Below are 24,925 nucleotides of genomic sequence, written 5' to 3'. Positions count from 1 at the left end.
GACCACAGCGCCCGCCAGGGCGCGGCGAACTGCGCGACAACCCACGACGCCGCCCAACCGTCGGCACGACCCCTCACTCCGAACCCGGAGGCCGCCGCAGTCGGCCCAAGGGGCGCGGGGAACTGCGCGACAAGCCACGACGGCGCGCAACTGTCGGCACGACCCCTCGCTCCGAACCCGGAGGCCGCCGCAGTCGGCCCAAGGGGCGCGGGGAACTGCGCGACAAGCCACGACGGCGCGGAACTGTCGGCACGACCCCTCGCTCCGAACCGGGAGGGCGCCGCACTCACGCCGGGCGGCGCAGTCGGCCCAAGGGGCGCGGGGAACTGCGCGACAAGCCACGACGGCGCGCAACCGTCCGCTCGGACCCGGACCCGGACCCGGCCTCCGAGAGGCCCCGCATACCGCACCCGAAGTACGCGACGCCACCCCCGTACTCCTAGGGGATGGCCAGGGGTTCACCCCAGCGTCGGCATCGCACACCGCCCCGGCCCCGTACCGTTGAAGGCATGGATCTTCGACCCCCCGGCCCACGAGCCCTGCTCCGGCGGCCGCGACGGCTACTGGCCGCCGCGGCCGCCGTCGTCGTGCTCGCCGGTGCCGGAACGTGGACGGCCGTCGCCTCCGACGACCCGCCCCCGGTGCACCGGTCCGACAAGCTCATGGCCGTCGACGGAGTACGGCTGGACACCTCCTTCTTCACCACCCCCGGCACCGGCCGCCGCCCCGCCGTCCTGCTCGCGCACGGCTTCGGCGGCTCCAAGGCCGACACCCGCGAGGAGGCGGAGGACCTCGCCCGCCACGGCTACGCGGTCCTCACCTGGTCCGCCCGCGGCTTCGGCAGGTCGACCGGCCGGATCGGCCTGAACGACCCGAAGGGCGAGGTCGCCGACGTCTCCCGGCTCCTCGACTGGCTGGCCGCGCAGCCCCAGGTCCGCCTCGACGGCCCCGGCGACCCCCGCGTCGGCATCGCCGGCGGCTCCTACGGCGGCGCGATCTCCCTGCTGGCCGCCGGCCACGACCGGCGCGTGGACGCCATCGCCCCGTCGATCACCTACTGGAACCTCGCCGACGCCCTGTTCCCGAACGGCGTCTTCAAGAAGCTGTGGGCCGGGATCTTCTTCAACACCGGCGGCGGCTGCGCCAGGTTCGAACCCGAACTGTGCGCGATGTACGACCGGGTCGCCGAGACCGGCCGGCCGGACGCGGCCGCCGTCGAACTCCTGGAGGAACGTTCGCCCTCGGCGGTCGGCGGCAGCATCAAGGTGCCCACCCTCCTCTTCCAGGGCCAGACCGACTCCCTCTTCACCCTCGCCCAGTCCGACGCCGCCGCCAAGGCCATCCGGGCGAACGGCGCCCCCGTCGACGTCGACTGGATCGCCGGCGGACACGACGGCGGCGACCTGGAGACCGGCCGCGTCGAGGGGCGCATCACCTCCTGGTTCGACCGCTACCTGAAGGGCGACGAGGCCACCGGCACCGGACCCGCCTTCCGGATCACCCGCACCGGAGGCGTCGACTCCACCGACGGCACCGCCCAGCTGCGCGGCGCCACCTCGGACACCTACCCCGGCCTGGCCGACGACCCGAGGTCCATCGCCCTGACGGGCGGCACGCAGCGCGTCGAGAATCCCGCGGGCGCCACCCCGCCCGCCGTCTCCGCCCTGCCCGGCCTCGGCGCCGCCGGCGGTCTCGCCCAGCTCTCCTCCCTCGGCCTCGGCGTCTCCCTGGACTTCCCCGGCCAGTACGCCCACTTCGACTCCCCACCGGTCGCCGACACCGTGCAGATCACCGGCTCACCCACCGCCACCGTCCACGTCACCTCGACGAGCGACGACGCCGTGCTCTTCGGCAAGGTGTACGACGTCGGCCCGGACGGCACCCGCAAGGTGCTGCCCGCCCAACTGGTCACCCCCGTCCGCGTCGAGGGGGCCAAGCACGGCAAGGACGTCACGATCACCCTTCCGGCCATCGACCACGAGGTGCAGAAGGGCCACCGCCTGAGCCTGGTCCTCGCCTCCACCGACCTCGGCTACGCCTCCCCGGCCGCCCCGGCGGTCTACACCGTCTCCCTCAGGGGCGCCCTCGCCGTACCGACCGCGCCCGAGGTCGACACGGCCGCCGCCGCCCTGCCCGGCTGGGTGTGGTGGCTGCCGCCGGCCGGAGCGCTCGCCGCCCTGGTCCTGCTGCTCACCGGCCGCCGCCGCACCGCCACCCCGGCCCCCGACCCCGCGCTCGCCGCGGTCCCGCTGCAGATCACCGGCCTGAGCAAGCGCTACGCCGGCTCCACCGACCGGTACGCGGTCCGCGAGCTGTCCTTCCGCGTCGAGAAGGGCCAGGTCCTCGGCCTGCTCGGCCCGAACGGCGCGGGCAAGACCACCACCCTGCGCATGCTGATGGGCCTGATCACACCGGACGACGGCGAGATCCGGGTCTTCGGCCACGCGATCCGCCCCGGCGCCCCGGTCCTCTCCCGGGTCGGCGCCTTCGTGGAGGGCGCCGGCTTCCTGCCGCACCTGACCGGCCGCGAGAACCTGGAGCTGTACTGGCGGGCCACCGGCCGCCCGGTCTCCGACGCCCACTTGGGGGAGGCCCTGGAGATCGCGGGCCTCGGCGACGCCCTGGCCCGCGCGGTCCGTACCTACTCGCAGGGCATGCGCCAGCGCCTCGCCATCGCCCAGGCCATGCTCGGCCTGCCGGACCTGCTCATCCTCGACGAGCCGACCAACGGCCTCGACCCGCCGCAGATCCGCGAGATGCGCGAGGTGATGATCCGCTATGCCGCCGCGGGCCGCACGGTGATCGTCTCCAGCCATCTCCTCGCCGAGGTCGAGCAGTCCTGCACCCACCTCGTGGTGATGGACCGCGGCCGGCTGATCCAGGCAGGTCCGGTCGCGGAGATCGTCGGCTCCGGCGACACCCTGCTCGTCGGCACCGGCGTGCCCGTGGAGGAGCCGGTGGTGGAGAAGGTGGCCGCGCTGCCCGGCGTCGCCTCGGTCACCCGCGCGGACGACGGACTCCTGGTCCGCATGGAGCCCGGCGGCAGCGCACCCCGGCTGGTCGCCGAACTCGTCCGGCTCGACGTGCCGGTGGCGTCGGTGGGCCCCCACCGCCGTCTGGAGGACGCCTTCCTCACCCTGATCGGAGGTTCCGCATGAGCACGCTCACCGAGGTCGCCTCCGGCTATCAGGCGGGCCGCACCCTGCCGCTGCGCGTCGAACTGGTCCGCCAGCTCAAGCGCCGCCGCACGCTGGTGATGGGCGCGATCCTCGCCGCGCTGCCGTTCGTGCTGCTGATCGCCTTCGCGGTCGGCGGCCGGCCGGACGGGCGCGACGGCCGGGTCACCCTGCTGGACACGGCCACCGCCTCCGGCGCCAACTTCGCCGCCGTCAACCTGTTCGTGTCGGCGGGCTTCCTGCTGGTCATCCCGGTCGCCCTGTTCTGCGGGGACACGGTGGCCTCGGAGGCCGGCTGGTCGTCCCTGCGCTACCTGCTCGCCGCGCCCGTGCCCAGGGCCCGGCTGCTCTGGTCCAAGCTGGTCGTCGCCCTCGGCCTCAGCCTGGCCGCGATGATCGTGCTGCCGCTGGTCGCGCTGGCCGTCGGCACCACCGCCTACGGCTGGGGCCCGCTGCAGATCCCCACCGGCGGTGAACTCGGCACCGGCACCGCGGCGCAGCGCCTCGCGATCGTGGTGGCGTACGTCTTCCTGTCCCAACTGGTCACCGCGGGCCTCGCGTTCTGGCTCTCCACCAGGACGGACGCACCCCTCGGCGCGGTCGGCGGCGCGGTCGGCCTGACCATCGTCGGCAACGTCCTCGACCAGGTGACGGCGCTCGGCGACTGGCGCGACTTCCTGCCCGCGCACTGGCAGTACGCCTGGGCCGACGCCGTACAGCCGCATCCCGAGTGGTCCGGCATGATCCAGGGCACCGCGATCTCAGTGACGTACGCCCTGGTCCTGTTCGCCCTGGCCTTCCGGGGTTTCGCCCGCAAGGACGTGGTCTCCTAGGACGGGTCGCGAACGTCCCGTCTGCCGCGCGACGCCGTGCCCGCTCCCCCTGCCTGAAGGGCGTGGGAGGTGCCCCTGCTCGCCGCACCGGGCGAAAGCCCAGGTACATCCCGTACGAGGACTTCCGCCCGGCCCCCGGTCTTCGGCCCGGGGGACCCCCAGAGCACGCAACCGCCGCCGCGCGGCCCGCCCTCCGGGCGAACGACGGGACGTTCGCGATACGCCCTGGATCACCGGAGGATCTCCCTCCGGCCTCGAAACCCCTGGTCCGTGGCCGGTTCGCAATCCATCCGCAACACTTCGTACCGCACGTTCCGCCTCCCTGCGCCGTCACAGTCGACACACGCCACAAGGCCGGCAAGGAGCCTTGGACCGGCACAGGGGGCACACATGACGGACCGGCACCGGACCCGGCGGCGCGGCGCGACCGCGCTGCTCGCCCTGACCACCGCGGGCGCGCTGCTGCTGACCGCCTGCGCGGCGGACGACGGCACCCGCTCCGCCACCGACGCGAGAGGCGGCACCGGCCTCCCGGCCCCGGCGCCCGACCGGCCGCGGCACGAGGACTCGGCGACCGCCCCGTCCTCCGACCGCCTCTCCACCTTCGCCCTGGACGTGGACACCGCGTCCTACGGCTACGCCCGCCGCACCCTCGCCGACGGCGCGCGGCCCGACCCCTCGACGGTGCGCGCCGAGGAGTTCGTCAACAGCTTCCGCCAGGACTACCCGACGCCCGAGGGCGACGGCTTCACGGTCACGGTGGACGGCGCCCGCACCGGCGAACCCGACTGGTCGCTGGTCCGGGTCGGCCTCGCCACCCGCCCGGCCGGCGCCACCGCGAAACGCCCGCCCGCCGCCCTCACCTTCGTCATCGACGTCTCCGGCTCCATGGACGAGCCGGGCCGCCTGGACCTCGCCAAGAAGTCACTGGACACGATGACCGACCGGCTGCGCGACGACGACTCGGTCGCCGTCGTCACCTTCAGCGAACACGCCGAGACGGTACTGCCGATGACCCGCCTGGCCGGTCACCGCGGCACCGTGCACCGCGCCGTCGACGGCCTCTTGGCCCTCTACTCCACCAACCTCGGCGAAGGCCTGGAGACCGGCTACGCCACCGCCGTCCGCGGCCTGCGACGGGGCGCCACCAACCGCGTCGTGCTGATCTCCGACGCCCTCGCCAACGACGGCGAGACCGACGCCGACGCGCTGCTCGAACGGATCGCGGGCGATCGCCGCGAGTACGGCATCACGCTGTTCGGCGTCGGCGTGGGCAGCGACTACGGGGACGCGCTCATGGAACGCCTCGCCGACCACGGCGACGGCCACACCACGTACGTCTCCGACACCGCGACCGCCGACCGGGTCTTCTGCGAGCAACTCCCGGCCAACATCGACCTGGTGGCCCGCGACGCCAAGGCCCAGGTGGCCTTCGACCCGCACACGGTCGCCGACTTCCGCCTGATCGGCTACCAGGACCGCCAGGTCGCCGACGAGGACTTCCGCGACGACCGGGTGGACGGCGGCGAGGTGGGGCCGGGCCACACGGTGACGGCCCTCTACGCGGTCCGCACCCGGCCGGGCGCGAAAGGCCACCTGGCGACCGCCACGGTCCGCTGGCTCGACCCCAGGACCCGGGACCCGCACGAGAACACGGGCGCCATGGAGGCCGGCGCCCTGCACGACGACATCCGGTCCGCCTCCCCGCGCTTCCAGGTGACGGCGCTGGCGGCCTACTTCGCGGACGCGCTGGCGGACGGCGCGTACGGCATCCCGGGAGCACCGAGCCTGGCGACCCTGCGGTCGAGGGCGTCGGCGCTGGCCAGGACGACCGAGGACAAGGACGTGGTGGGCCTGGCCACGGCCGTCCGGGAGGCGGGACTCTCCGGCGCCGCGGACTGACCCGCCCGGCACGGGACGCCGGAGGCGCCCAGAACCGTCCGATCCGTTGACGCGTCGTTACTTCTGAGTAAGTTGACGGCCCATGGGCGTACGAAGCGACCTCGGACGAGCACGCCGGCGTACCGACCTGGCCGCCCGCGGCCGGGTCGACGTCGTCAGGGACGGGACCGGCGCCGTACGGGAGGTGCGCACCGAACGTCTCGCCGCGCCCCTGACCGCCGGCTCCCTCGCCGACCTTCCCTTCGCCAACGCGGCCGAGGAGCCCGGCGCCACGGCCGTGCGGCGCGCCGGCGGCCCGGTCACCGCCGCGGCCTTCGCCGCCGAGGTGACCGCCGTGGCCAAGGGCCTGATCGCCGCCGGCCTGGAACCCGGCGGCCGGGTGGCCCTGATGTCCCGCACCCGCTACGAGTGGACCGTCCTCGACTTCGCCGTCTGGGCGGCGGGCGGCGTGAGCGTCCCGGTCTACCCCACCTCCTCCGCCGCACAGGTGGAGTGGATCGTCCGGGACTCCGGCGCCCGGCACGTCGTCACCGAGACCCCGGAGAACACCGCGACCGTCGCCGCGGGCACCGCCGGGCATCCCGGGCGGCCGCGGGTCTGGGAACTCGACGCGGGCGGGCTCGCCGAACTCACCGCGCTCGGCGCGGACATCGCCGACGAGGAGGTGGCCGCACGCCGCGCCGCCCTCGGCCCCGCGTCGGTCGCCACGCTCTGCTACACCTCCGGGACCACCGGCAGGCCCAAGGGCTGCGTCCTGACCCACGCCAACCTGCACGCCGAGGCCGCCAACACGGTCGAGCTGCTGTACCCGGTCTTCCGGGCTGCCACCGGGCAGGCCGCGGCCACCCTGCTGTTCCTCCCGCTCGCCCACATCCTGGGCCGCTCGCTGCAGATCGCCTGCCTGATGGGCCGGATCGAGATGGGCCACTTCCCGAGCGTGAAGCCGGACGAACTGCGGCCCGCCCTCAAGGAGTTCCGGCCGACGTTCCTGGTCGGCGTGCCCTACCTCTTCGAGAAGATCCACGACACCGGGCGGGCGACGGCCGAGAGGATCGGCCGGGCCGCCTCCTTCGACCGGGCCGAACGCGTCGGCGTGCGCTTCGCCGAGGCCTGCCTGAACAAGGCCCTCGGCACCGGAAAGGGCCCGGGACCCGGCCTGTACGCCGCCTGGGCCCTTTACGACCTGCTGGTCTACCGCCGTATCCGCAGGGAACTCGGCGGCCGGACGCGCTACGCCGTCAGCGGCGGCTCCCCGCTCGACCGGAACCTCACCCTGTTCTTCCAGGCGGCCGGGATCGTCGTCTACGAGGGCTACGGCCTCACCGAGACCAGCGCGGCCGCCACCATCGTGCCCCCGCTGGCGCCCCGACCCGGGACGGTCGGCCTGCCGATCCCGGGAACCGCCGTCCGCATCGCCGACGACGGCGAGGTCCTGGTCAAGGGGCCCGTGGTCTTCGGTTCGTACTGGAACGACCCGGCCGCCACCGCCGAAGCGCTCCCCGACGACGGCTGGTTCGCGACCGGCGACCTCGGCGCGCTCGACGCCGACGGCTACCTCACCATCACCGGCCGCAAGAAGGACATCCTGGTCACCTCCGGCGGCAAGAACGTCTCCCCGGCCGTCCTGGAGGACCGGCTGCGCAGCCGCGCGCCGGTCGGGCAGTGCCTGGTGGTCGGCGACAGCCGGCCCTTCGTCGCCGCGCTGATCACCCTGGACGCCGAGGCCCTCGCCCACTGGCGGTCCGTACGGAGGCTGCCGCCGGACACCCCGCTCGCCGCGCTGGTGCGCGACGCCCGGCTGCGGGCCGAGGTGCAGAAGGCGGTCGACCACGCCAACGCGGCCGTCTCCCGCGCCGAGTCGATCCGGGCCTTCGCCCTGGTCGAGGGCGACTTCACCGAGGACAACGGCCTGCTCACCCCGTCCCTCAAGGTCAAGCGGCACGCGGTGGCAGCCCGCTACGCCGAGGAGATCGAGGCGCTGTACCGGACGTGAGCCGCGGGGCACGGAAAAGGCGGCGGGCCACCGGGAGAACCCGGTGGCCCGCCGCCCGCGGAACCGCTCGACTACTGGTTGCCGGTGCCGTTCGCCGACAGGGCCGAGATGTCGTCCAGGATGTGCGACAGCGGCTCGTCGCCCTTGGCCTGGGTGGAGTTCTCGGCGCACTGCTGGTTCTGCGGCGCGGACAGGACCGGCACGTCCTGGAGCACGCCGACGGCGGCGGCGCCGACCAGGCCCTGGAGGTTCGCCTTGACCGGGAGACCGACGCACGGCTTGTTCAGCGTGCCCTGGACCAGCGAGAGCTGCGGGCTCTGGTCGCCGAACGTGGCCGAGTTGCCGAACTCCGACTTGGCGGCGTTGCCACTGGCCGACGTGGTGCCGTTGTCGTTGCCGGTGGCCATGGCCTGCGGCGCGGCCGTGGCGGCGAAACCGGCGACGGTGGCGGCGACGGCCGCGGTTGCCCACAGCTTCTTCATGTTCGATCCCTTTCGAAAGGCGGACTCCGGGGAGGAGCTGCGTGATCGTCAACGGCCGGAACCCTGCCGGGGTTGCGCGCTTTGCCCCCTTCGGAGTAGCGCAGTCCGATTAGGCGAAGAGCGCCCCGCCGGCCCGGACGCGCCGGAGGACGACGCAGGCCGGCGGGGAGCCCGAAAGGACTCCCCGCCGGCCGAGAGCCCCCGTTCGGGGGCCCGGAACGCGTGCGGACTACTTGTTGCCGGTGCCGTTCGCGGACAGCGCCGAGATGTCGTCCAGGATGTGCGACAGCGGCTCGTCGCCCTTGGCCTGGGTGGAGTTCTCGACGCACTGCTGGTTCTGCGGCGCGGAGAGGATCGGCACGTCCTGCAGGACGCCGACGGCGGCCAGACCGACCAGACCCTGGGCGTTCAGCTTCGCCGGGAGGCCGATGCAGGGCTTGTTGAAGGAGCCCTGGATCAGCGCCAGCTGCGGGCTCATGTTGCCGTACGTGGCGGAGTTGCCGAACGCCTGGGAGGCGCCGTTGCCACTGAACGAGGTGGTGCCGTGGTCGTTGCCGGTGGCCAGGGCCGGCGAGGCGGCGACGGCGGTGGCACCGGCCGCGGAGGCGGCGACGGCGGCGACGGCCAGAACCTTCTTGATCACTTGCGATTCCCTTCAGGAAAAACCCCGTCCACCGGAGCCCACTGGTCAACTCCCCGCGAGCCGATTGGTTGCTCGGATTCACTCCGATGGCTCACACCGCGTACATTCCCGGCGCCGCCGCGCTGCCGCCTGACCGCACGGGATTTCCGGGACGGCGACCGGTCCGATCGGGTGACGTGCCGCCCCGCCGCCGCAACCATTCCCGGCGCGGACGGTTGATGCGGGGCAGGAACGTGCGTCTTGCGCACGGAGCCAGGAAAGGAAAGCGAAATGCTGAAGAAGGCAATGGCCGCGGCGGCGGTCGCCGCGTCCGTCGTAGGTGTGTCGGCGGCGGCAGCCCCCCAGGCGCTTGCCACCGGCAACGACCACGGCACCTCCTCCGCCAGTGGCAACGGCGCCACGGAGCAGTTCGGCAACTCGGTGACCAAGGGCAAGATGAGCCCGCAGGCCACCCTGGTGCAGGGCTCGCTCAACAAGCTCTGCGTCGGTCTGCCCGCGAAGGCGAACCTTCAGGGGATCCTCGGCGTCATCGCCGCCGTCGGCGTGGCCCAGGACGTGCCGGTCCTGTCGGCACCGCAGAACCAGCAGTGCGCCGAGAACTCCACCCAGGCCAAGGGCGACGAGCCGGTGTCGCATGTCCTGGACGACATCTCGGCCCTGTCGGCGAACGGCGTCGCCAACCAGTGACCCCGGTCTCCTGAAATCCGCCCGTTCGGCGTGTGAATGCGCGCCGAACGGGCGGATTTCGCTGTTCCCGGCTTATTCCGCCGGGAAGGCGTTCGAGTGAATTAGCCGGCGGCGCGCGTTCCGTAGTTTCTTCGGACGCCTATTTCTCGTTCTACAGTCTGCCGGTCATGATGCGAGCCTTCATGCTGTGCTCGCTCGGTTTCGGCCGTCACACGGGCATGACCGCAGAGAAGGGAAATTTCATGAAGAAGACCGCTGCTGTCGCTGCCGGTGCGATCCTGGCCCTGGCCGGTGCCGCCCCGGCCTTCGCGGACTCGGGTGCCGAGGGCGCGGCCGTCGCTTCCCCGGGCGTTCTCTCCGGCAACGTGATCCAGGTTCCGGTCCACGTCCCGGTCAACGTCTGCGGCAACACCGTCGACGTCATCGCGCTGCTGAACCCCGCGTTCGGCAACGCCTGCGCCAACGGCTGACGTCGTCCGCGCAGCGCACCAGCCGTCCGGCTGTGTCATGGCCGGCCTCGGACCGTCGATCTTTCGTATCCACGCTCCGAGGCCGGCCTTTCCACTTCTGAACAGGGAGACAACTAGATTGCGACAGACCCTCGGCAGGGGAATGGTCGTGGCCGCCGCGGCGACCGGCATTCTGTCCCTGTACACCGGTACCGCGCTCGCCGACACGGACGCGACCGGGTCCGCGAGCGGTGCACCGGGTGCCGTGTCCGGCAACGTCGTGCAGGCGCCGGTGGACGTGCCGGTCAACCTGTGCGGCAACTCGGTCGACGTGGCCGCCGCCCTGAACCCGGCCCTCGGCGACTCCTGCGCCAACACCCCGGCTACCGGTGAGCCCATGGGTGACCGCGCGAGCGTCCCGGCTTCCGGTGAGCCCATGGGTGACCGCGCGAGCGTCCCGGCTTCCGGTGAGCCCACGGGCGACCGCGCCAACACCCCGGCTACCGGTGAGCCCATGGGTGACCGCGCGAGCGTCCCGGCCTCCGGTGAGCCCACCGACGCCCGCGCGAACACCCCGGCCTCCGGCGAACCCACCGACGCCCGCGCGCACGACACCTCCTACGGCGACTCCGCCTACGGCGCCCCGGGCGACGACGGCGCGGCCTACGGCAGCACGGGCTGCGCCGCGGGATACGGCGCCGAAGGCGCACCCACGACCGCCCCGCCCGCCTACGGCGAGGAGACCCCACCCCCCTGCGAGGAGACCACGCCCCCGCCGAGCCCGACGCCGCCGCCCACCCGGACGCCGCCGCCGAGCCCCACGCCGCCGCCGACCTGGACCCCGCCGCCCTCCCCGCCGGCTCCGACCCCGCCGCCGAGCCTGCCGCACACCGGCGGCGACCGTACGGCCATGACCGTGGCCTCGGCCGCCAGCGCCGCGCTGATCGCCGCCGGCACCATGCTGTTCCGCCGCGGCCGGGCCGCGTCCCGCCGCTCCTAGGAGCCGGTGCCGGGTCCCGGACGCCAGGTCCGGGACCCGGCACTCAGGGCGTCCTCGGTGGCCGCCTCGAAGCCGCCGGTCCGGGGCGTGATCCGGGTGACCGCGCGCTCGTCGACGGGCGGGGCCGCGTCGCGGGCGGACCACCGCCCGTACCCGGCGAACACGTCCAGCGGGATCGGCCGTCCGTGCCGGGCCTCCACACCCCGGCCCGCGCAGTACACGTCCAGTCGCCGGCACGCCTCGGGATCGGCCGGGGCGCAGTCCCACGGCTCGGACTTGAGGAACATCCCGCGCGGCACGGGGTCACGCCAGGACGCCGTCGGGCGGCCGAAGACGCGGACGTTCAGCCCCACGGCCGCGGCGTGCGCCGCGCTGGACAGGACGTACGGGCCCGTGCCCACCACCAGCGGGTCGTCCATCAGCTGCTGCCCGCCTTCTCGTCGTCGCAGCGGTCGGAGGGACCGGGCAGGCCGGTCGTGCCGGAGACCCCGGTCAGCTCCTCGCCGCGGGCCACCGGACGGCGCTCGTCGGCCGGCTGCCCGGCCTGGCGGACCACGACGGGGACGGCCCGGGGGACCGGGGTCCGGCCGGGGCGCAGCCGGCCGAGCAGCCGGCCCGCCACGTGCCGGCCCCACAGCGCCCACATCGCCAGACCGGGACCCCGGTCGTCCGGCGCGTTCCAGGCCAGCTCGCGCCCGCGCGGGGCCGGCCGCAGCGCGCTCAGCGGGGCGTAGTTCTCCACCACGAACGACCGCCCGGCCAGCGGCGCACCGGCGGCCGTCGGACGGTGGGTCAGATCCAGGTGCAGGGCCCGTACGACGTCCAGGCCCGCGCTGTCCGTGAAGAGCCGGAACTGCGCGCCGGGCCGCGGGTTGAAGTCGAGGAGGTGGTAGCGGCCGGTGTCGCCGCAGCGCCGGAAGTCCAGATCGAAGATCCCCCGGAAGCTGAGTTCGCCGGTGAGCCGCTCGGCCAGTCCCTGGACCTGCGGGTTGGGCGTCCACACGCCGACCGCCGTCAGGCCCGCCCCGCGCGGCCAGGACCGCTGCTTGCGGCCCGGCCCGCCCGCGCGCACCACACCGGTGCGGTCGGTGTACCCGTGGAAGAACCAGTCGCGGTCCGGGCCCGGCGGCAGGAACTCCTGCAACAGCAGCCTGCTGCCCGCCTCGTCGGTCCGCCGGAACAGGTCCCGCGCCTCGCGCGCCGAGCGCACCACGACCGTGCTGCGCAGCCCGGACCCGGCCGGGACCAGCCACGGCCGGCTCCACTTGGCGACCACCGGGAGCCCGAGCCGCCAGACGGCCGTGGCCGCCTGCTCGGCGCTGTCCGGGACCAGCGTGCGCGGGTGCGGGATCCCGGCCGCCGCGCACACCTCTGCCAGCTCGGCCTTGTCGGCGACCCGCTCGGGCAGCCCGACGGGCTGCCGCGGCAGCAGGTAGACGGGCGCCAGGTCCTCGCGGAACCGGCCGACCGCGACCGCGCTCGCGTCGTCCATCGGGATCAGCACCGCGGGCCGCGCGATCCCCGCCGCCACCCGGCGCAGCACCGCCACGATCTCCGCGGCGGACGAACCCGGCGCCGGCGGCGGATGCAGCTGCCGTACGAAACGGGACCTGCCGACCGGGCTGCCGGTGGAGTCGGCGACCAGATGGACGTCCACACCGGCCCTGCCGAGCGAGCGCACCGCCCCGAGGGTGCCGTGGTGAAAGGGATTCCGGTCGATCCGCAGCACAACCGCGGGGACCCGGACGTCTAGCAGCGACACGGACCATTTCCTTAGCGTCGGTTCACCCGTGCGGGCCTTCGGCGCACCCGAACGCCTCAGCCGCACTGGCGGAATTCATATTGATATGACTGAGTGTCAGTAACTGGTACTTCCTCAGCGAATGTGCGAGCGGACGAGCAGAACGGACGAGAACTGGTGGAGAAAGGAGCAGGCATGGCTCCACGGCAGCGAAGGCAGCCGAGGTCCCGGTCGCACCGGCGGGCCGTGGTCGGCGCGGTGGCGGCGGTCGTCGTCGCCTCGGCGACCCTGGCGACCGGTCCGGGATTCGCCGCGGGCGCGGAGGTGGCCCTGGCCACGGACCCGACGCCGGCTCCGACGCCCACGACCTCCGTCCCGGCGTCCGCGGCCCCGATGCCGGCGGCGGTGAGCCCCGCGGCCGCCGGGACGACGCCGGCCACGCCCGCACCCGCGCCCGCCGTCCCGGCGCCGCCCGCCTTCGGTGCCTTCCTGGACTCCGGGCCGCTGGGCGTGGCCCGGATGACACAGCTGAGCGGCTGGCTCGGCGGAACCGAGCTGAAGGTCGCGCACACGTATCTTCCCGGAAACCGCTGGTCCGACATCGAGGGCGCGCCCGGCTTCCTGGACGTCTGGGCGCACTGGCGGCGCGAGAAGGACGACCGGACCCTCGTCCTCAACGTGCCCATGCAGGAGCGCAACGAGGACCACATCGGGGACGCCGAGGTCCGGACGCTGCTGGCGCGCGGCGCCGCCGGAGAGTTCGACCGGCACTTCCGGGCGCTGGCCGAACGGCTGGTCGAGCTGGAGGTGCCGGACACGGTCGTCGTGCTCGGCTGGGAGATGAACGGCACCACCTACACCCACCGCTGCGGACCCGACCCGGCGGCCTGGCGGACCTACTGGAAAAGGATCGTCACCACCATGCGTGCGGTGCCGGGCCAGAAATTCCGGTTCGACTTCACGCCGAGCCGGGGCCGTGACGCGGTCCCGTGGACGCAGTGCTATCCCGGTGACGACACGGTCGACATCGTCGGCATGGATTCCTACGACCAGCCCGCCGGTGTCTCCTTCGACGAACAGGTCCGGGAGCCCTACGGACTCCAGGACCACGTCGATTTCGCGAAGGCCCACGGAAAACCCGTGTCCTATCCGGAATGGGGTCTCTTCCGCAATGGTGACAACGCCGAGTACATGCGGCGGATGCTCGCCTGGATGGACGAGCACCGGCCGCTGTACAACACGGTGACCGACTACTGCCCGCACGGGGTCTGGCAGTGCGCCGACAACCCGCGCTCGTCGCGGGTGTACCGCACGGCCCTCTCCGGCCGGACCGACGGCGCGACCTCGACGCCGGCGCCCACCCCGGCCGCCCCGAGCCCGGATCCGACGCCGTCCGCCACGCCCCCCGCGGGCACCACGCCCCCGGCCGGCTGCGCGCCGATGGACCTGGGCGACTGGATCGAGTACTGGCTCGGCGGGAAGCTCTGCGTCCGCCTCGACTGGTGGTCGCGCACGCGGGACCAGGACACGCCGTCCTAGTCCTGCCGCCGCTCCTGCCACCGGCGCCGCACCTCCTTGACCCGCTGGCGGGCGGCGGCGTCGCACAGCGCCGCCGTCAGCAGCGGCGCGGTGCGGCGCCGGGCCAGCAGCAGCCGCTGGTTGGCGACCGGCCGGGGCCGCCAGTGGTGCTTGTACGGCTCGTCGCCGCGCAGCAGGCTCAGCGCACCCCGCTCGCCGGTCCCGGTGTGCTGGGTGCAGGCGTCGAGCAGCATCACCGCCACGTCCGCCTTGCGCTCCCGCAGCCCCGGATGCACCCCGTACAGGTAGCCGCCGGCCAGGCTCGGCGACAGCAGGGTCAGATCGACGCCGACCACCTCGCCGTCCAGCCGGAACTCGGTGACCACCGCGTTCCCGGAGCGCACCATCGGCCCCACCGAGCGCACCAGATGCTCCCGGAACCGCGGCTGGAGGTGTTCCGTCGTCACCTTCCGGCCCTCCCACTGGAGCCGGTGCAGATCGAGGAGCCGGCCGAGCGCGGTGTCCACGTCCCCGGGCGCCACGACGTCCCTGCGCACCCCGAGCGAGCCCAGCTTGCGCAGCTTGGCGCGGACCCGCTGGGCCTGCTTCGAGGGCAGCCGCGCCACCAGCTCGTCCATGTCCACCGCGGGCAGCTCCAGGCACAGCGAGTCGGCGACCGTGCGGCACGGCCCCCGCCAGCGCTCCCGCACCCGCTCGACCGCGGCGCCCGGACGCACCTCGCGGAAGTCGATCAGCGCCGTCCGGGCCGCTCGGGCCAGTTCCCCGGTGAGGGCGCCCGCGGCCCGGCCGTCGTCGCCGTCGGGGAGCAGGACGTCCGTGTAGTCGGAGATCGCCCCGCCGAGCGGCACCAGCGTGGGCAGCGGCCGGTGCGCCAGCATCAGCGGGGCCGCGCCGACCAGGTCACCGCCGTGCCGCACCAGGACCAGGCGCAGCCGGCCCGGCACGCCGTAGGAGCGCCACCAGGAGTGCAGCCAGGCGTGGCTCTGGAACGGGGTGGCCGCGCCGCACCGCCGGTACAGGCGCTCCCAGGCCGGGGCCAGCTCGGCGAAGACGTCCTCGTCGGTGACGAGTTCGGCGGTGTGCGCGGCGAGCGTCGGGGGAGCCGTCGTCGTCACAGCTGTCCGTGCACGTCGGCGGCGACGGTCGGGCCGGGCACGGAGGCCTGCGGGACGGGTTCCTCCGTGCGGCGCCGGGGCCGCACCAGCAGCGTGAGACCGGCCAGCAGTCCGCCCGCGCTCGCGCCCACCAGACCGGTCACCTTCGCGGACGCCGAGGTCGGCGCGACCGGCTTCGGCGCCCGGGAGAACTGGAGGAGTTCGACGTGGGTGTCGCCCTTGCTGTCGTTGGCGTGCTGGGTGAGCGACCGGGCCACCGCGTTCGCCATGTCGGCGGCCTGCATGGGGTGCGGCGAGGTGGCCGACACGGCGACCATCGGCGCGTCCGGCGAGGTCTCCGTCTGCACGTTCCTGCGCAGCGTGTCCACCGGCACCCCAGCCCACACCTGGGCGTCCCCGAGCACCGCGAGCTGGGTCGCGACCCGGCCGTAGGCCTGCGCGAAGCCCTGCGCGGTGGCGGTGTCGGACTTGTCGGTGGGGACGGCGATGACGTAGCTGGTCGCGGTGTAGCTGGCCGGCGTGAGCACGCCGTAGGCACCGCCCAGCAGCCCGCCGGCCACCACCCCGGCCGCCAGCAGCGACCAGGGCGGGACCGCGCGGGCGCGGGCGAACGGGCGGGGTGCCCTGCTGTTGTTCTCGGTCATGGCGTGCTGACTCCCTGAGGGACGGTGGCGAGTGCGGCCGCGTAGACGTCCATGAGCTGGGCGGCGCTGCGGGTGATGCAGTAGTGACGGGCGGCCTCCGGCGCGGTGCGCGGGCCGGACCCGGCGGCGCGGGCGGCGGCCAGCGCCGCGGCGTAGGCGCCGGCACCGCCCGCGATCCGGCGGGCGGCCGGGGCGGCGGCGGGCGGCAGGTCCTCGACGGCCGGGCAGGAGCTGTAGAGGACGGGCAGCCCCGCGGCCAGCGCCTCGATCACCGCGAGCCCGAAGGACTCCTCGGCGCTGGGCGAGGCCAGCACGTCCATCGCGGAGGTGAGGGCGGGCAGGTCGGGTTCGGCCGGATCGTCGCAGACGTAGGGCCGTTCACCGGCGAACACGACCCGGCCGGTGACCCCGGCCCGCGCGGCGGCACGGCGCAGGGCCTCCTCCTCCGCGCCGCCGCCGACCAGCAGCAGCCGGCAGTCCGGCGGGAGTTCGGCCAGGGCCCGGATCAGGACGTCGAACCGTTTGCCGGGCGCCAGCCGCCCGATGCCGCCCACCACGAAGGCGTCCCGCGGGATCCCGAGCCGGGCCCGGGCGCGCTGCCGCCGCTCGGGATCGAAGCGGAACCGCTCCAGGTCGATGCCGTTGGGCACGACCTCGATCCGCGGCCCCGGCACGCCCCACCCGCGCAGCCGCTCGGCGACGGTGGGGGAGACGGCGACCGTGGAGCGGCCGAGCCGTTCACCCGCGAGGTACAGCGCCCGTACCCCGGCGGTCAGCCGCCGTCCCTCCAGCTGGGTGTCGCCGAGCGAGTGCTCGGTGGCGACGACGGCCCGCACGCCCGCCAGCCGCGCGGCGATCCGCCCGTAGAGGCAGGCCCGGTACAGATGCGTGTGGACGAGGTCGTAGCGGCCCCGGCGGATGAGCCGGACCAGCCGGGGCAGCGCCGCCAGGTCACGGTTGCCGGCCATCCCCAGGTCGGTCACCCGCACCCCGTCGGCGGCCAGGGCGCGCGCGACCGGCCCCGCGTTGGTGAGCGTGACGACGTCGCAGGAGACGGGGAGGTGACGCAGCAGCAGCCGCAGCTGCTGCTCGGCCCCGCCGGTCCCCAGGCCCGTGATGACGTGCAGAGCCCTCATTCACAGCCCCTGGACCGGACGGCGGCGCAGCCGGTGCAGCCGGTACTTCAGGAAGAGCCGCAGGGCCCGGTCGTTCTGCCCGACGTGCACCCGGGGCAGGGTGTGGACGCCGTTCAGGTCGCCGGGGTCGATGGCGCAGGCGTAGCCGTAGCCGGCCTCCCGCACGGCGTCGACGACACGGTGGTCGACGGCGCCGTAGGGGTAGCAGAAGCCCTCCACCGGGGCCTGGATCAGGCTCTCCAGGACGGCCCGGCTGTCGGCGGTCTCGGACCTCAGGGTCTCCGTGTCGGCCTTCGTCAGGTCGACGTGGGTGAGTCCGTGCGAGCCGATCTCCACACCGGCCCTCGCCGCGCGCCGGACCCCGTCGACGGTGAGCAGCGGCTTGCGCGGGCCGAGCGAGTCCCAGCGGTTGTCGCTGCCGAGCCGTCCGGGCAGCACGAACAGGGTGGCGCCGCAGCCCCAGCGGTCCAGCAGCGGCAGGGCGTGGTCGAGGAAGTCGGCGTAGCCGTCGTCGAAGGTGAGCCCGACCAGCCGACGCCCGTCGCCCCGGGCCCGGGCGGCGAGCAGTTCACCGACCGACACCCCGCGCAGCCCGTGCCGGCGCAGCCAGCTCAGCTGCCCGGCCAGGCGGTCGGGGGTGACGGTGACCCGGTACGGGTCGTCCGAACAGTCACCCACGGAGTGGTACATGGCGACCCAGGGAACCGGGCCCGTCAGGTGTCCGACCTTCTCGGCGGACTCAATGGAAGACGGCATGCGCGAGCCTTCTGGTGAGGGTGCCTACGGAACGGAGTGCGGGTGCGAAGCCCTGGGCGTCCAGAGCCCAGCCGAGCAGGACGAAGGCCACGGTCACCGCCGTGGCGCCGGCCAGCAGACCGACGAACGGGTCCGCGGGCTGTGCGGCCACGAAGGTGCCGACGACCGTGGCGATCACGGCGGCCCGGACCGGCCGGCTCAGCTCGGCCAGTACCCGCCGGGTGCGGATCGGGACGCTGCGCGGGCCCATGCCGCACAGCAGGAGGACGGCGGTGACGGTGATGCCGGTGGCGTTGGCGGCGGCGATGCCGGTGACGCCGTACCGGCCCACCGTCATGGCGCCGATCCAGGACGTCACGACGATCCCGGCGGCCATGGCGCCGACCGGGTACCAGGTGGCGCGACCGGCCGAGAAGTAGGAGCGCACCAGCACCCCGACCATGGTCTGGCCGAGCAGCCCGACCGCGTAGACCCGCATCACCCCGGCGGTGGCCGCGGTGTCCGCCGCGGTGAACGCGCCGCGCTGGAACAGCAGATGGATGAGTTGCGGTGCGCACGCGACGACCACGGCGGTGCCGAGCAGGACGACGCTCGCGGCCACCGACAGATCCCGCTCCACCCGGCGCCGGGCCCGCTCGGTGTCGCCCTCGGCCAGCGCCCGGGCCACCACCGGGAAGGTGACCGTGCACAGCATCATCGACATCGACATCGGGATCTGCGCGACCTTCTGCGCGTAGTTGAGGTGCGAGATCGCCCCGGAGTGCAGGTGCGAGGCGAGGAAGCGCTCGATGAGCACCTGCGACTGCCGGCACAGCGCGAACAGCAGCACGGTGGCCATCAGGGCGATGTCCAGCGGCTGCGCCTCGGCGACCGGCGCGCCGGCGGTCTCCCCGGCCCTGCGCCGCACCTGCCGCAGCAGCGACGGAACCTGCACGGCGACCATCAGCAGACCGCCGGCCGCCACCCCGAGCGCCGCCGACCGCACGCCCCAGCGGCCGCCGACGGCGAACATCGCGGCGATGATGCCGGCGTTGTAGGCGACGTAGATCGCGGCCGGTGCGAGGAACCGCCGGTGCGCGCGGAGCGCGGCGCTGCAGTACCCGGCCAGCCCGAAGGTCAGCACGCAGGTGGCCGTCAGCCGGGTGCAGTCGACGGCGAGCCCGGGGTCGTCCAGGCCGGGCGCCAGCACCTCGACGAGCTGCGGTGCGCCCCCGATGAGGAGGGCGCCGACGGCCGCGAAGGCCAGGGCGAGCCGCGGCAGGGTGCCGGCGACAAGCGCCCGCACGGGATCGCCGGGAGCCCCCTGCGCCCGCCGGGCCAGCGCCAGGCTGAACGCGGGGATCAGCGCGAACGCCAGCCCGTCCTCGATGAGCAGGGTCGCGGCGAACTCGGGAACGGTCCAGGCGACGAGGAAGGCGTCGGTGTCCTGCCCGGCCCCGAAGAGCCGGGCCAGCGACTGGTCGCGGACGAGCCCGAGGAACGAGCCGACGACGGAGAGGGAGGCGGTGACGAGCGCGGCCTTGGCGAGCACCCCGCGCGAGGACGGGGCGGCGTCGGCGGCGCGGGGCTCCGGCGTCCTCGGCTCCGCCTCGGGAGCCCGGTCGGCGGCGCCCGCCGACTCGCTGTCGACACGTGACCCGGGCACGCCCGAGGTCCTGGAAGGCGTGACCGTCATGCCGAGGGCTCCGCCCCCGCCAGTGCCCACCAGGCCACCGCCCCGAACACCACCGCCGTCAGCACGGTGGAGGGTCCTCCGATGTCGGCGTACGCGAAGTCCACGAGCTGCCAGACCAGCAGCCCGCACCCCACCAGCGCACAGTCAAGACCGGCACCGCCGCGGGCCCGCCACCACCCGCGCAGCCCGCACACCAGCAGCGCCAGCCAGCCGCCCGCCAGCGCCAGCGCCCCGACCAGTCCCTGCTCGCTGAGCACCAGCAGATACATGTTGTGCGGGGACAGCAGCGGCTGCTTGCGGAACGCGGCGCCCGCGCCCTCGGTGTCGCTGCCGGAGGACAGCGCCAGCGAGGCGTGCCCGTCCCGGTAGGCCGGGAAGTTCTTCAGCCCGACGCCCATGACCGGGTGTTCGCGCCACACGCCCGCCGCCGAGGCCCACAGCGTGTAGCGGTCCACCACCGACTGGTCCGGCGCGTCGGTCACCTGCCCGATGCTGCTGAGGCGCTCCTGGAGCATGGCCGTACCGACGCCGAAGCCGCCGACCAGCACCACGCCCGCGGCGACCGCGACCGCCGCCACCTTCAGCGCCCGCCGCAGCCCGGCCAGCGCCAGCTGAACACCGCAGGTGAGCACGGTCGCGATCCAGGCGCCGCGGCTGAAGGACAGGGCCAGCGGCAGGAGCAGGCCGAGCGCGCACCCGGCCGCGACCATCCGCTGCCGTACAGGGGAGCGGCCCAGCGCCAGACCGAGCGCGCAGACCAGGCCGAACGACACCACGGTCGCCATGCCCATCACGTCCTGCGGTCCGAACGTGCCGACCGCGCGGATCTCCTCGCCCTGGTACGACGCCCCGGTCCCGGTGAGGTACTGGTGCACCCCGACGGCGCCCTGCCATCCGGCGAGCCCGACGAACGACCAGGCCAGCAGCCGGAAGTCGGCACGGTCCCGGATCAGCAGCAGCACGGCCGCGGGCACCAGGACGAAGACCTGGAGGTAGCGGCCGAGGCCGGTCAGCGCGGCTCCCGGCGAGGACGCGCCGGCCGCGGCGAGCGCGAGGCCCACCACCGGCATGCCCAGCACCACCGCGGCCGTCGCCGACAGCGGCCGGTGGCGCTCCCGTACCGCCCGTACCGCCGCGTACAGCACCACCAGGGCGGACACCGCGTCCGCGGGTCCGGCCCCGCTCTCGTCGCCGGACGGGGTGAGCGGCAGCGCGAGGACCGCGAGCACGGCGGCCGCGGCGAGGACCGGCCGCAGCCGCGGCGGCCCGGCCGCGGAGAGTGCGAAGCTCATCGTCAGCTCCCCGTCGAACGCACGAGGGCCGCCGCGGTGCGCAGCAGGATGCAGACGTCCTGCCACAGCGACCAGTTGTCGATGTAGGCGTTGTCGAAGCGGGCCCGGTCCTCGATGGAGGTGTCGCCGCGCAGCCCGTGGATCTGGGCGAGTCCGGTGATGCCGGTCTGCATCCGGTGACGGGCCGCGTAACCCGGGTGGCTCTGACTGAACTGGCCTACGAAATAAGGCCGTTCGGGTCGCGGGCCGACCAGGCTCATGTCGCCGCGGAGCACGTTCCACAGCTGGAGCAGCTCGTCCAGGGAGGTCTGGCGCAGGAACCGGCAGAACGGGCTCATCTCGCGTTCGCCGGCCACGCTCCAGCGCGTCGCCGCCTCGTGCGCGTCGACCGGCCGGTGGGTACGCAGCTTGAGCAGGGTGAACGGGCGCCCGCCGCGGCCGATGCGCTCCTGCCGGAAGACCACACCGGGCCCGTCGGTCAGGCGCAGGACCGCCGCGCACACCAGCAGCAGCGGACTGACCAGGACGAGCGCGGTCCCGGACACCACGATGTCGAGGACCCGCTTGCCGACGCTGCCGCGCCGCCGCGAGCGCATCTCCAGCCGACGGCAGGAGAACCCGGCGAGCTGGTCGCGCATCTCGTAGGCCGGGGAGTCCGCGTCGACCTCCCAGACCGCGCAGCCCGACTCGGCCAGCGCCCGCAGCAGCGGGCCCTGTTCGGTGCGGACGGCGGGGTGCACGGTGAGGACGGCCCGGACCCCGTTCTGGATGAGGGCCCGCTCGACCTCCTCACCGGTGGTCAGCACCGGCAGGCCTTCCGTGCCCTCGGGCCGCTCGGCGACGACACCGACCGGCCGTACCCCGAAGGCGGGGTGGCGCAGCACGGCGGCGGCGACCCGCTGGGCGGTGGCGGCGGGGCCGATGACCAGCGCGGCGCGCGGATGGCGCAGCAGGGTCAGACGGCGGCGCCAGTGCACCAGACCGCGGCCTGCGCAGGCCGCCGCCGCGTGCAGCGCGCAGCCCAGCAGCAGGGTGCGGGCGGGCAGCGCGCGGTCCGGGTCCCAGGCGGCGACTGCGGCCGCCAGGCCCAGCCAGACGACGGCGATCCGGCCGCATACCGCCGGGAGTTCGTCCAGGACCCCGGCCACCCGGCCGCCCGGCTGCGGGCGCAGCAGTATCGCCCCGGACACCAGGAGGCAGACCAGCACCGGCCGGCGCACGGCCTCGTCGAGGGCGACGGCGCCGAGCAGCGCGGCGCACAGGTCGGCGGCCAGCAGCGGCACCGGGGAGGCGGTCCGCGCGGGCGGGCGGCCCAGCGGGAACCGGAAGCCTCCCGCGATGCGGGCCGGCAGGACCGAGACGGGCGAGAGTCCGTGTTCCCGTGGCTGCGGGCCGGGGGAGGGGACGGTGCTTTCCGCGGTCACGAGTGGATGGGCTCCCTGCGCTCGGAGGACACGGGCGGGCGTTCGCCGAGGAGTTCGCGGTACAGCTCCGCGACCGCCTCCGCCGTGCGCCGCACGTCGTGCGTGGACTGGACGTGCCGGCGCCCCCGTTCGCCGAGCGCCGAGCGCAGCTCCGGATCGAGCAGCAGGCCGGCGACGGCGTCGGCCAGCGCGCCCGGCTGCCCCGGCGGGACCAGGCAGGGCCCGCGGTGTCCGGGCGGCAGGCTCTCGCGGGCGCCGTCGACGTCGGTGAGGAGCACCGGCCGGCCGCAGGCCATCGCCTCCAGCGGGGCCAGTGCCATGCCCTCCCAGCGCGACGGCAGCACCACCAGGTCGGCGGCCCGGTACCAGGGGCGGACGTCGGCGGCGGCGCCGGCGAACTCGACGGACTCCGGGGCGATCCGGCGCAGCGCGTCGTGGTCCGGTCCGTCGCCGACCAGCACCAGCCGTGCGTCCGGCACCCGGCGCAGCACGTCGGGCCAGGCCCGCAGCAGGACGTCCTGGCCCTTCTGCGGGCACAGTCGGCCGACGCAGACCACCAGGGGACCGGGCCCGGAGCGGGCCGGGGCGTCCGGGAGGCCGGGGGTGAAGCGGCCGGTGTCGATGCCGTTGGGGACGACCGCGTACCGGGCGCGGATTCCGGCGCGCACGCCGGTCGCCCGTTCCGCCTCGCTGACGCACACCACCCGGTGCGCCCAGCGCGCGCCCCACCGTTCCCACCGCAGCGCCAGCGCGGCCGTGGTCCCGCCGACCGCCTCGAAGGACCAGGCGTGCGGCTGGAACAGGGTCGGGACGCGGCCGCGCAGGGCCAGCCTGGCCGCCAGGCCGGCCTTGGCGCTGTGCGCGTGCACCACGTCCGGCCGCACCCCGCGGACCAGCCGGCCGAGCCGTCGTACCTCGTCCGGGAGACCCGTGCCCGGGGACCGGGCGGCCCGCCATTCGTGCACCTCGGCGCCCAGCGTGCGCGCGGCGTCGGCCAGTTCACCTCCCGGACAGGCCACCGCGACCCGCAGACCTGCCGTGAGCTGGGCCTTCGTCAGGTCCAGGATCACTCGGGCCACCCCGCCCTCGACGGGTTGCGCCAGGTGCAGGACCCGTCGTCGAGGGTCGGTTGCTGATCGGTGCATACGCGGAATTCCTCAACTCACGGGGGGCGCTCGGGACTGCGGGCGGGAACGCGCCGCACTACTGCACGTCCACGGCGGCGAAGAGCGCGCCCGCCCACGCCGCATCGCGCTGGGAAACGAGCCTGAAGGTCGGCTGGTCACCGCCCCCGCACGAGAGCGGTACCGAGATCGAACACATCCGGTTCGTGGCCGAGCGGGTTGGCGTACGCGGGCTCACGCCGGGCGCGTACCGGGCCTGGTTCGTTGATCGTGGAGTTGAGTACGCCGTCCGCCGGACCGGCGGTGCCGGCGAACGGGGTGGGGGCACGGCAGGCGACGGAGCACGTGAGCGCGTCACCCGGGCCGCCCCGGTCGCCGTTGTAGGCCACCGGGCCCGTCCGGCGGGGGGCGCCACGCGGGACGCGTAGCCCGTTCAGCCCTGTGCCGGTCGCCCCGTCGGGTGAGCCGGGGCCGTCCCGGAGGGCCGGAGCGCGCGGCGACGGCTTCGCCGGGGCCCGGACGGCGTCCGCACCGCTCTCCGTCCGGTGGCGCACGGCGCGGGCGGGGCGGAGAGTCCCGTAGCGGCCGCGGGCTCCGGCGACGAGTACCCGCGCGCCGCCGCCGGCCCTCCGGACCGCGGCCGGGGCGGGCGCGCTCACCGATACGCGGCGCAGCGGCGGGCCCAGGAGATTGCGCATGACCGGCTTCGCCCTTTCGGGAAGGGAGGGGAGGCGGAGGTGTGCGAGGTGCCGCCTATACGGGTAGGTCGGGAGATTCGCAACTGTAATCGCTAACCGCACTAATCAGTCGAAACCGGGCATGTGTGTCGGATTGGTGAAGGGGGCCTTCCGGGAGATCACTCGTTCGGCGGCACAACCCGAGCCGGTCCAGCGCGTTGACACGGCGCTGGGCATCCGCCCGGATGTTTTTCTCGATTTCAAGGAGCACCTCCATGTCGCGTATCGCGAAGGGCCTGGTCCTGTCCACCGCCGCCGTCGCGGCCGTCGCCGGCGGCGCCGGTGCGGCCGCTGCCGACAGCGGCGCGAACGGCGCCGCCGCCCACTCCCCGGGCGTGCTGTCTGGCAACGTGATCCAGGTTCCGGTCCACGTTCCGGTCAACGTCTGCGGCAACACCATCGACGTGATCGGCCTGCTCAACCCGGCCTTCGGCAACACCTGCGTCAACGACTGACGCCGCGGCATCCCCTTGTGGCCGGGCGGGCGGCCCCCCCCCCCCCGGGGGGCCGGGCGCGGCTCGAGGTTGGCGGGGGGGCCCCGCCGCACCCCCCCGCCGCCGGGGGGGCCGGGTACGCC

The 24,925-nt window shown here is 74.5% G+C and carries 22 protein-coding genes; 9 read left to right on the top strand and 13 right to left on the bottom strand.

Features of this window, described 5'->3' with window-relative positions; translation table 11 throughout:
• Positions 1 to 509: 509 nt before the first annotated feature.
• From ACIRQ9_RS09545 to ACIRQ9_RS09530, 4 genes are all read left to right on the top strand, one after another.
• The gene (locus ACIRQ9_RS09545) at positions 510 to 3,158 is read left to right on the top strand and encodes a CocE/NonD family hydrolase (RefSeq protein WP_404169075.1); all 2,649 of its coding nucleotides are present in this window, start codon (positions 510 to 512) and stop codon (positions 3,156 to 3,158) included.
• The gene (locus ACIRQ9_RS09540) at positions 3,155 to 4,009 is read left to right on the top strand and encodes an ABC transporter permease (protein WP_404169072.1); all 855 of its coding nucleotides are present in this window, start codon (positions 3,155 to 3,157) and stop codon (positions 4,007 to 4,009) included. The genes ACIRQ9_RS09545 and ACIRQ9_RS09540 overlap by 4 nt, the downstream gene beginning before the upstream one ends.
• Before the next feature lie 390 nt (positions 4,010 to 4,399).
• The gene (locus ACIRQ9_RS09535; protein WP_404169070.1) at positions 4,400 to 5,911 is read left to right on the top strand and encodes a von Willebrand factor type A domain-containing protein; all 1,512 of its coding nucleotides are present in this window, start codon (positions 4,400 to 4,402) and stop codon (positions 5,909 to 5,911) included.
• 82 nt (positions 5,912 to 5,993) lie between these two features.
• Positions 5,994 to 7,904 carry an AMP-dependent synthetase/ligase gene (locus tag ACIRQ9_RS09530; RefSeq protein WP_404169067.1) on the top strand — a complete coding sequence of 637 codons (1,911 nt, stop codon included), beginning with the start codon at positions 5,994 to 5,996 and terminating at the stop codon, positions 7,902 to 7,904.
• A 71-nt stretch (positions 7,905 to 7,975) separates the two neighbouring features.
• Here ACIRQ9_RS09530 and ACIRQ9_RS09525 read toward each other — a convergent pair whose 3' ends face one another.
• The gene (locus ACIRQ9_RS09525; RefSeq protein WP_404169064.1) at positions 7,976 to 8,386 is read right to left on the bottom strand and encodes a rodlin; all 411 of its coding nucleotides are present in this window, start codon (positions 8,384 to 8,386) and stop codon (positions 7,976 to 7,978) included.
• 229 nt (positions 8,387 to 8,615) lie between these two features.
• Entirely contained in the window at positions 8,616 to 9,029 is a 414-nt protein-coding gene (locus ACIRQ9_RS09520) for a rodlin (RefSeq protein WP_351328112.1), read from the bottom strand.
• A gap of 270 nt (positions 9,030 to 9,299) precedes the next feature.
• Between ACIRQ9_RS09520 and ACIRQ9_RS09515 the strand changes: the two genes are divergently transcribed.
• The 3 genes from ACIRQ9_RS09515 to ACIRQ9_RS09505 all read left to right on the top strand — a co-directional run bounded on the left by ACIRQ9_RS09515 (position 9,300) and on the right by ACIRQ9_RS09505 (position 11,165).
• Complete coding sequence (locus ACIRQ9_RS09515) at positions 9,300 to 9,716, top strand: rodlin (protein WP_351328113.1); 417 nt, start codon at positions 9,300 to 9,302, stop codon at positions 9,714 to 9,716.
• Between the two features lie 242 nt (positions 9,717 to 9,958).
• The gene (locus ACIRQ9_RS09510; protein WP_404169878.1) at positions 9,959 to 10,186 is read left to right on the top strand and encodes a chaplin; all 228 of its coding nucleotides are present in this window, start codon (positions 9,959 to 9,961) and stop codon (positions 10,184 to 10,186) included.
• 118 nt (positions 10,187 to 10,304) lie between these two features.
• Positions 10,305 to 11,165, top strand: a complete 861-nt coding sequence (locus tag ACIRQ9_RS09505) for a chaplin (protein ID WP_404169060.1) — start codon at positions 10,305 to 10,307, stop codon at positions 11,163 to 11,165.
• Here ACIRQ9_RS09505 and ACIRQ9_RS09500 read toward each other — a convergent pair.
• Both ACIRQ9_RS09500 and ACIRQ9_RS09495 read right to left on the bottom strand, forming a co-directional pair.
• Positions 11,162 to 11,584, bottom strand: a complete 423-nt coding sequence (locus tag ACIRQ9_RS09500) for a hypothetical protein (protein ID WP_404169057.1) — start codon at positions 11,582 to 11,584, stop codon at positions 11,162 to 11,164. The genes ACIRQ9_RS09505 and ACIRQ9_RS09500 overlap by 4 nt on opposite strands.
• Positions 11,584 to 12,927 (bottom strand): ATP-grasp domain-containing protein, encoded by a 1,344-nt coding sequence (locus tag ACIRQ9_RS09495; RefSeq protein ID WP_404169054.1) that lies wholly within the window; start codon positions 12,925 to 12,927, stop codon positions 11,584 to 11,586. Before ACIRQ9_RS09495 ends, ACIRQ9_RS09500 begins: the two co-directional genes overlap by 1 nt.
• Before the next feature lie 174 nt (positions 12,928 to 13,101).
• Between ACIRQ9_RS09495 and ACIRQ9_RS09490 the strand changes: the two genes are divergently transcribed.
• Positions 13,102 to 14,445: a glycoside hydrolase family 26 protein gene (locus tag ACIRQ9_RS09490; protein WP_404169051.1), complete on the top strand. Its 1,344-nt coding sequence runs from the start codon at positions 13,102 to 13,104 to the stop codon at positions 14,443 to 14,445.
• Here the strand turns inward: ACIRQ9_RS09490 and ACIRQ9_RS09485 are convergent.
• From ACIRQ9_RS09485 to ACIRQ9_RS09445, 9 genes are all read right to left on the bottom strand, one after another.
• Complete coding sequence (locus tag ACIRQ9_RS09485; RefSeq protein WP_404169048.1) at positions 14,442 to 15,560, bottom strand: GNAT family N-acetyltransferase; 1,119 nt, start codon at positions 15,558 to 15,560, stop codon at positions 14,442 to 14,444. The two genes, ACIRQ9_RS09490 and ACIRQ9_RS09485, sit on opposite strands and share 4 nt — an antisense overlap.
• Positions 15,557 to 16,204, bottom strand: coding sequence for a lipopolysaccharide biosynthesis protein (locus tag ACIRQ9_RS09480; protein ID WP_404169045.1), 648 nt, complete (start codon positions 16,202 to 16,204; stop codon positions 15,557 to 15,559). Before ACIRQ9_RS09480 ends, ACIRQ9_RS09485 begins: the two co-directional genes overlap by 4 nt.
• On the bottom strand, positions 16,201 to 17,340 hold the full coding sequence (locus ACIRQ9_RS09475) for a glycosyltransferase (protein ID WP_404169042.1): 1,140 nt from the start codon (positions 17,338 to 17,340) through the stop codon (positions 16,201 to 16,203). Before ACIRQ9_RS09475 ends, ACIRQ9_RS09480 begins: the two co-directional genes overlap by 4 nt.
• Entirely contained in the window at positions 17,341 to 18,096 is a 756-nt protein-coding gene (locus tag ACIRQ9_RS09470; protein ID WP_404169039.1) for a polysaccharide deacetylase family protein, read from the bottom strand.
• Positions 18,080 to 19,771 carry a murein biosynthesis integral membrane protein MurJ gene (murJ, locus tag ACIRQ9_RS09465; RefSeq protein WP_404169036.1) on the bottom strand — a complete coding sequence of 564 codons (1,692 nt, stop codon included), beginning with the start codon at positions 19,769 to 19,771 and terminating at the stop codon, positions 18,080 to 18,082. The genes ACIRQ9_RS09470 and murJ overlap by 17 nt, the downstream gene beginning before the upstream one ends.
• Entirely contained in the window at positions 19,768 to 21,063 is a 1,296-nt protein-coding gene (locus tag ACIRQ9_RS09460; protein WP_404169034.1) for an O-antigen ligase family protein, read from the bottom strand. The genes murJ and ACIRQ9_RS09460 overlap by 4 nt, the downstream gene beginning before the upstream one ends.
• 2 nt (positions 21,064 to 21,065) lie before the next feature.
• Positions 21,066 to 22,487: an exopolysaccharide biosynthesis polyprenyl glycosylphosphotransferase gene (locus ACIRQ9_RS09455; protein WP_404169031.1), complete on the bottom strand. Its 1,422-nt coding sequence runs from the start codon at positions 22,485 to 22,487 to the stop codon at positions 21,066 to 21,068.
• Complete coding sequence (locus ACIRQ9_RS09450; protein ID WP_404169028.1) at positions 22,484 to 23,632, bottom strand: glycosyltransferase; 1,149 nt, start codon at positions 23,630 to 23,632, stop codon at positions 22,484 to 22,486. The genes ACIRQ9_RS09455 and ACIRQ9_RS09450 overlap by 4 nt, the downstream gene beginning before the upstream one ends.
• A 137-nt stretch (positions 23,633 to 23,769) precedes the next feature.
• Entirely contained in the window at positions 23,770 to 24,309 is a 540-nt protein-coding gene (locus tag ACIRQ9_RS09445; RefSeq protein WP_404169025.1) for a hypothetical protein, read from the bottom strand.
• A gap of 254 nt (positions 24,310 to 24,563) precedes the next feature.
• Between ACIRQ9_RS09445 and ACIRQ9_RS09440 the strand changes: the two genes are divergently transcribed.
• A complete protein-coding gene (locus tag ACIRQ9_RS09440; RefSeq protein ID WP_351328133.1) occupies positions 24,564 to 24,803 on the top strand; it encodes a chaplin in 240 nt (79 codons plus the stop codon).
• Positions 24,804 to 24,925: the final 122 nt, after the last annotated feature.

It is taken from the genome of Streptomyces sp. NPDC101237 (assembly GCF_044767465.1).
GTDB lineage: Bacteria > Actinomycetota > Actinomycetes > Streptomycetales > Streptomycetaceae > Streptomyces > Streptomyces gramineus.
The sequence above is the reverse complement of the archived record's forward strand: the minus strand, read 5'-3'. Positions and strand labels throughout refer to the sequence as shown.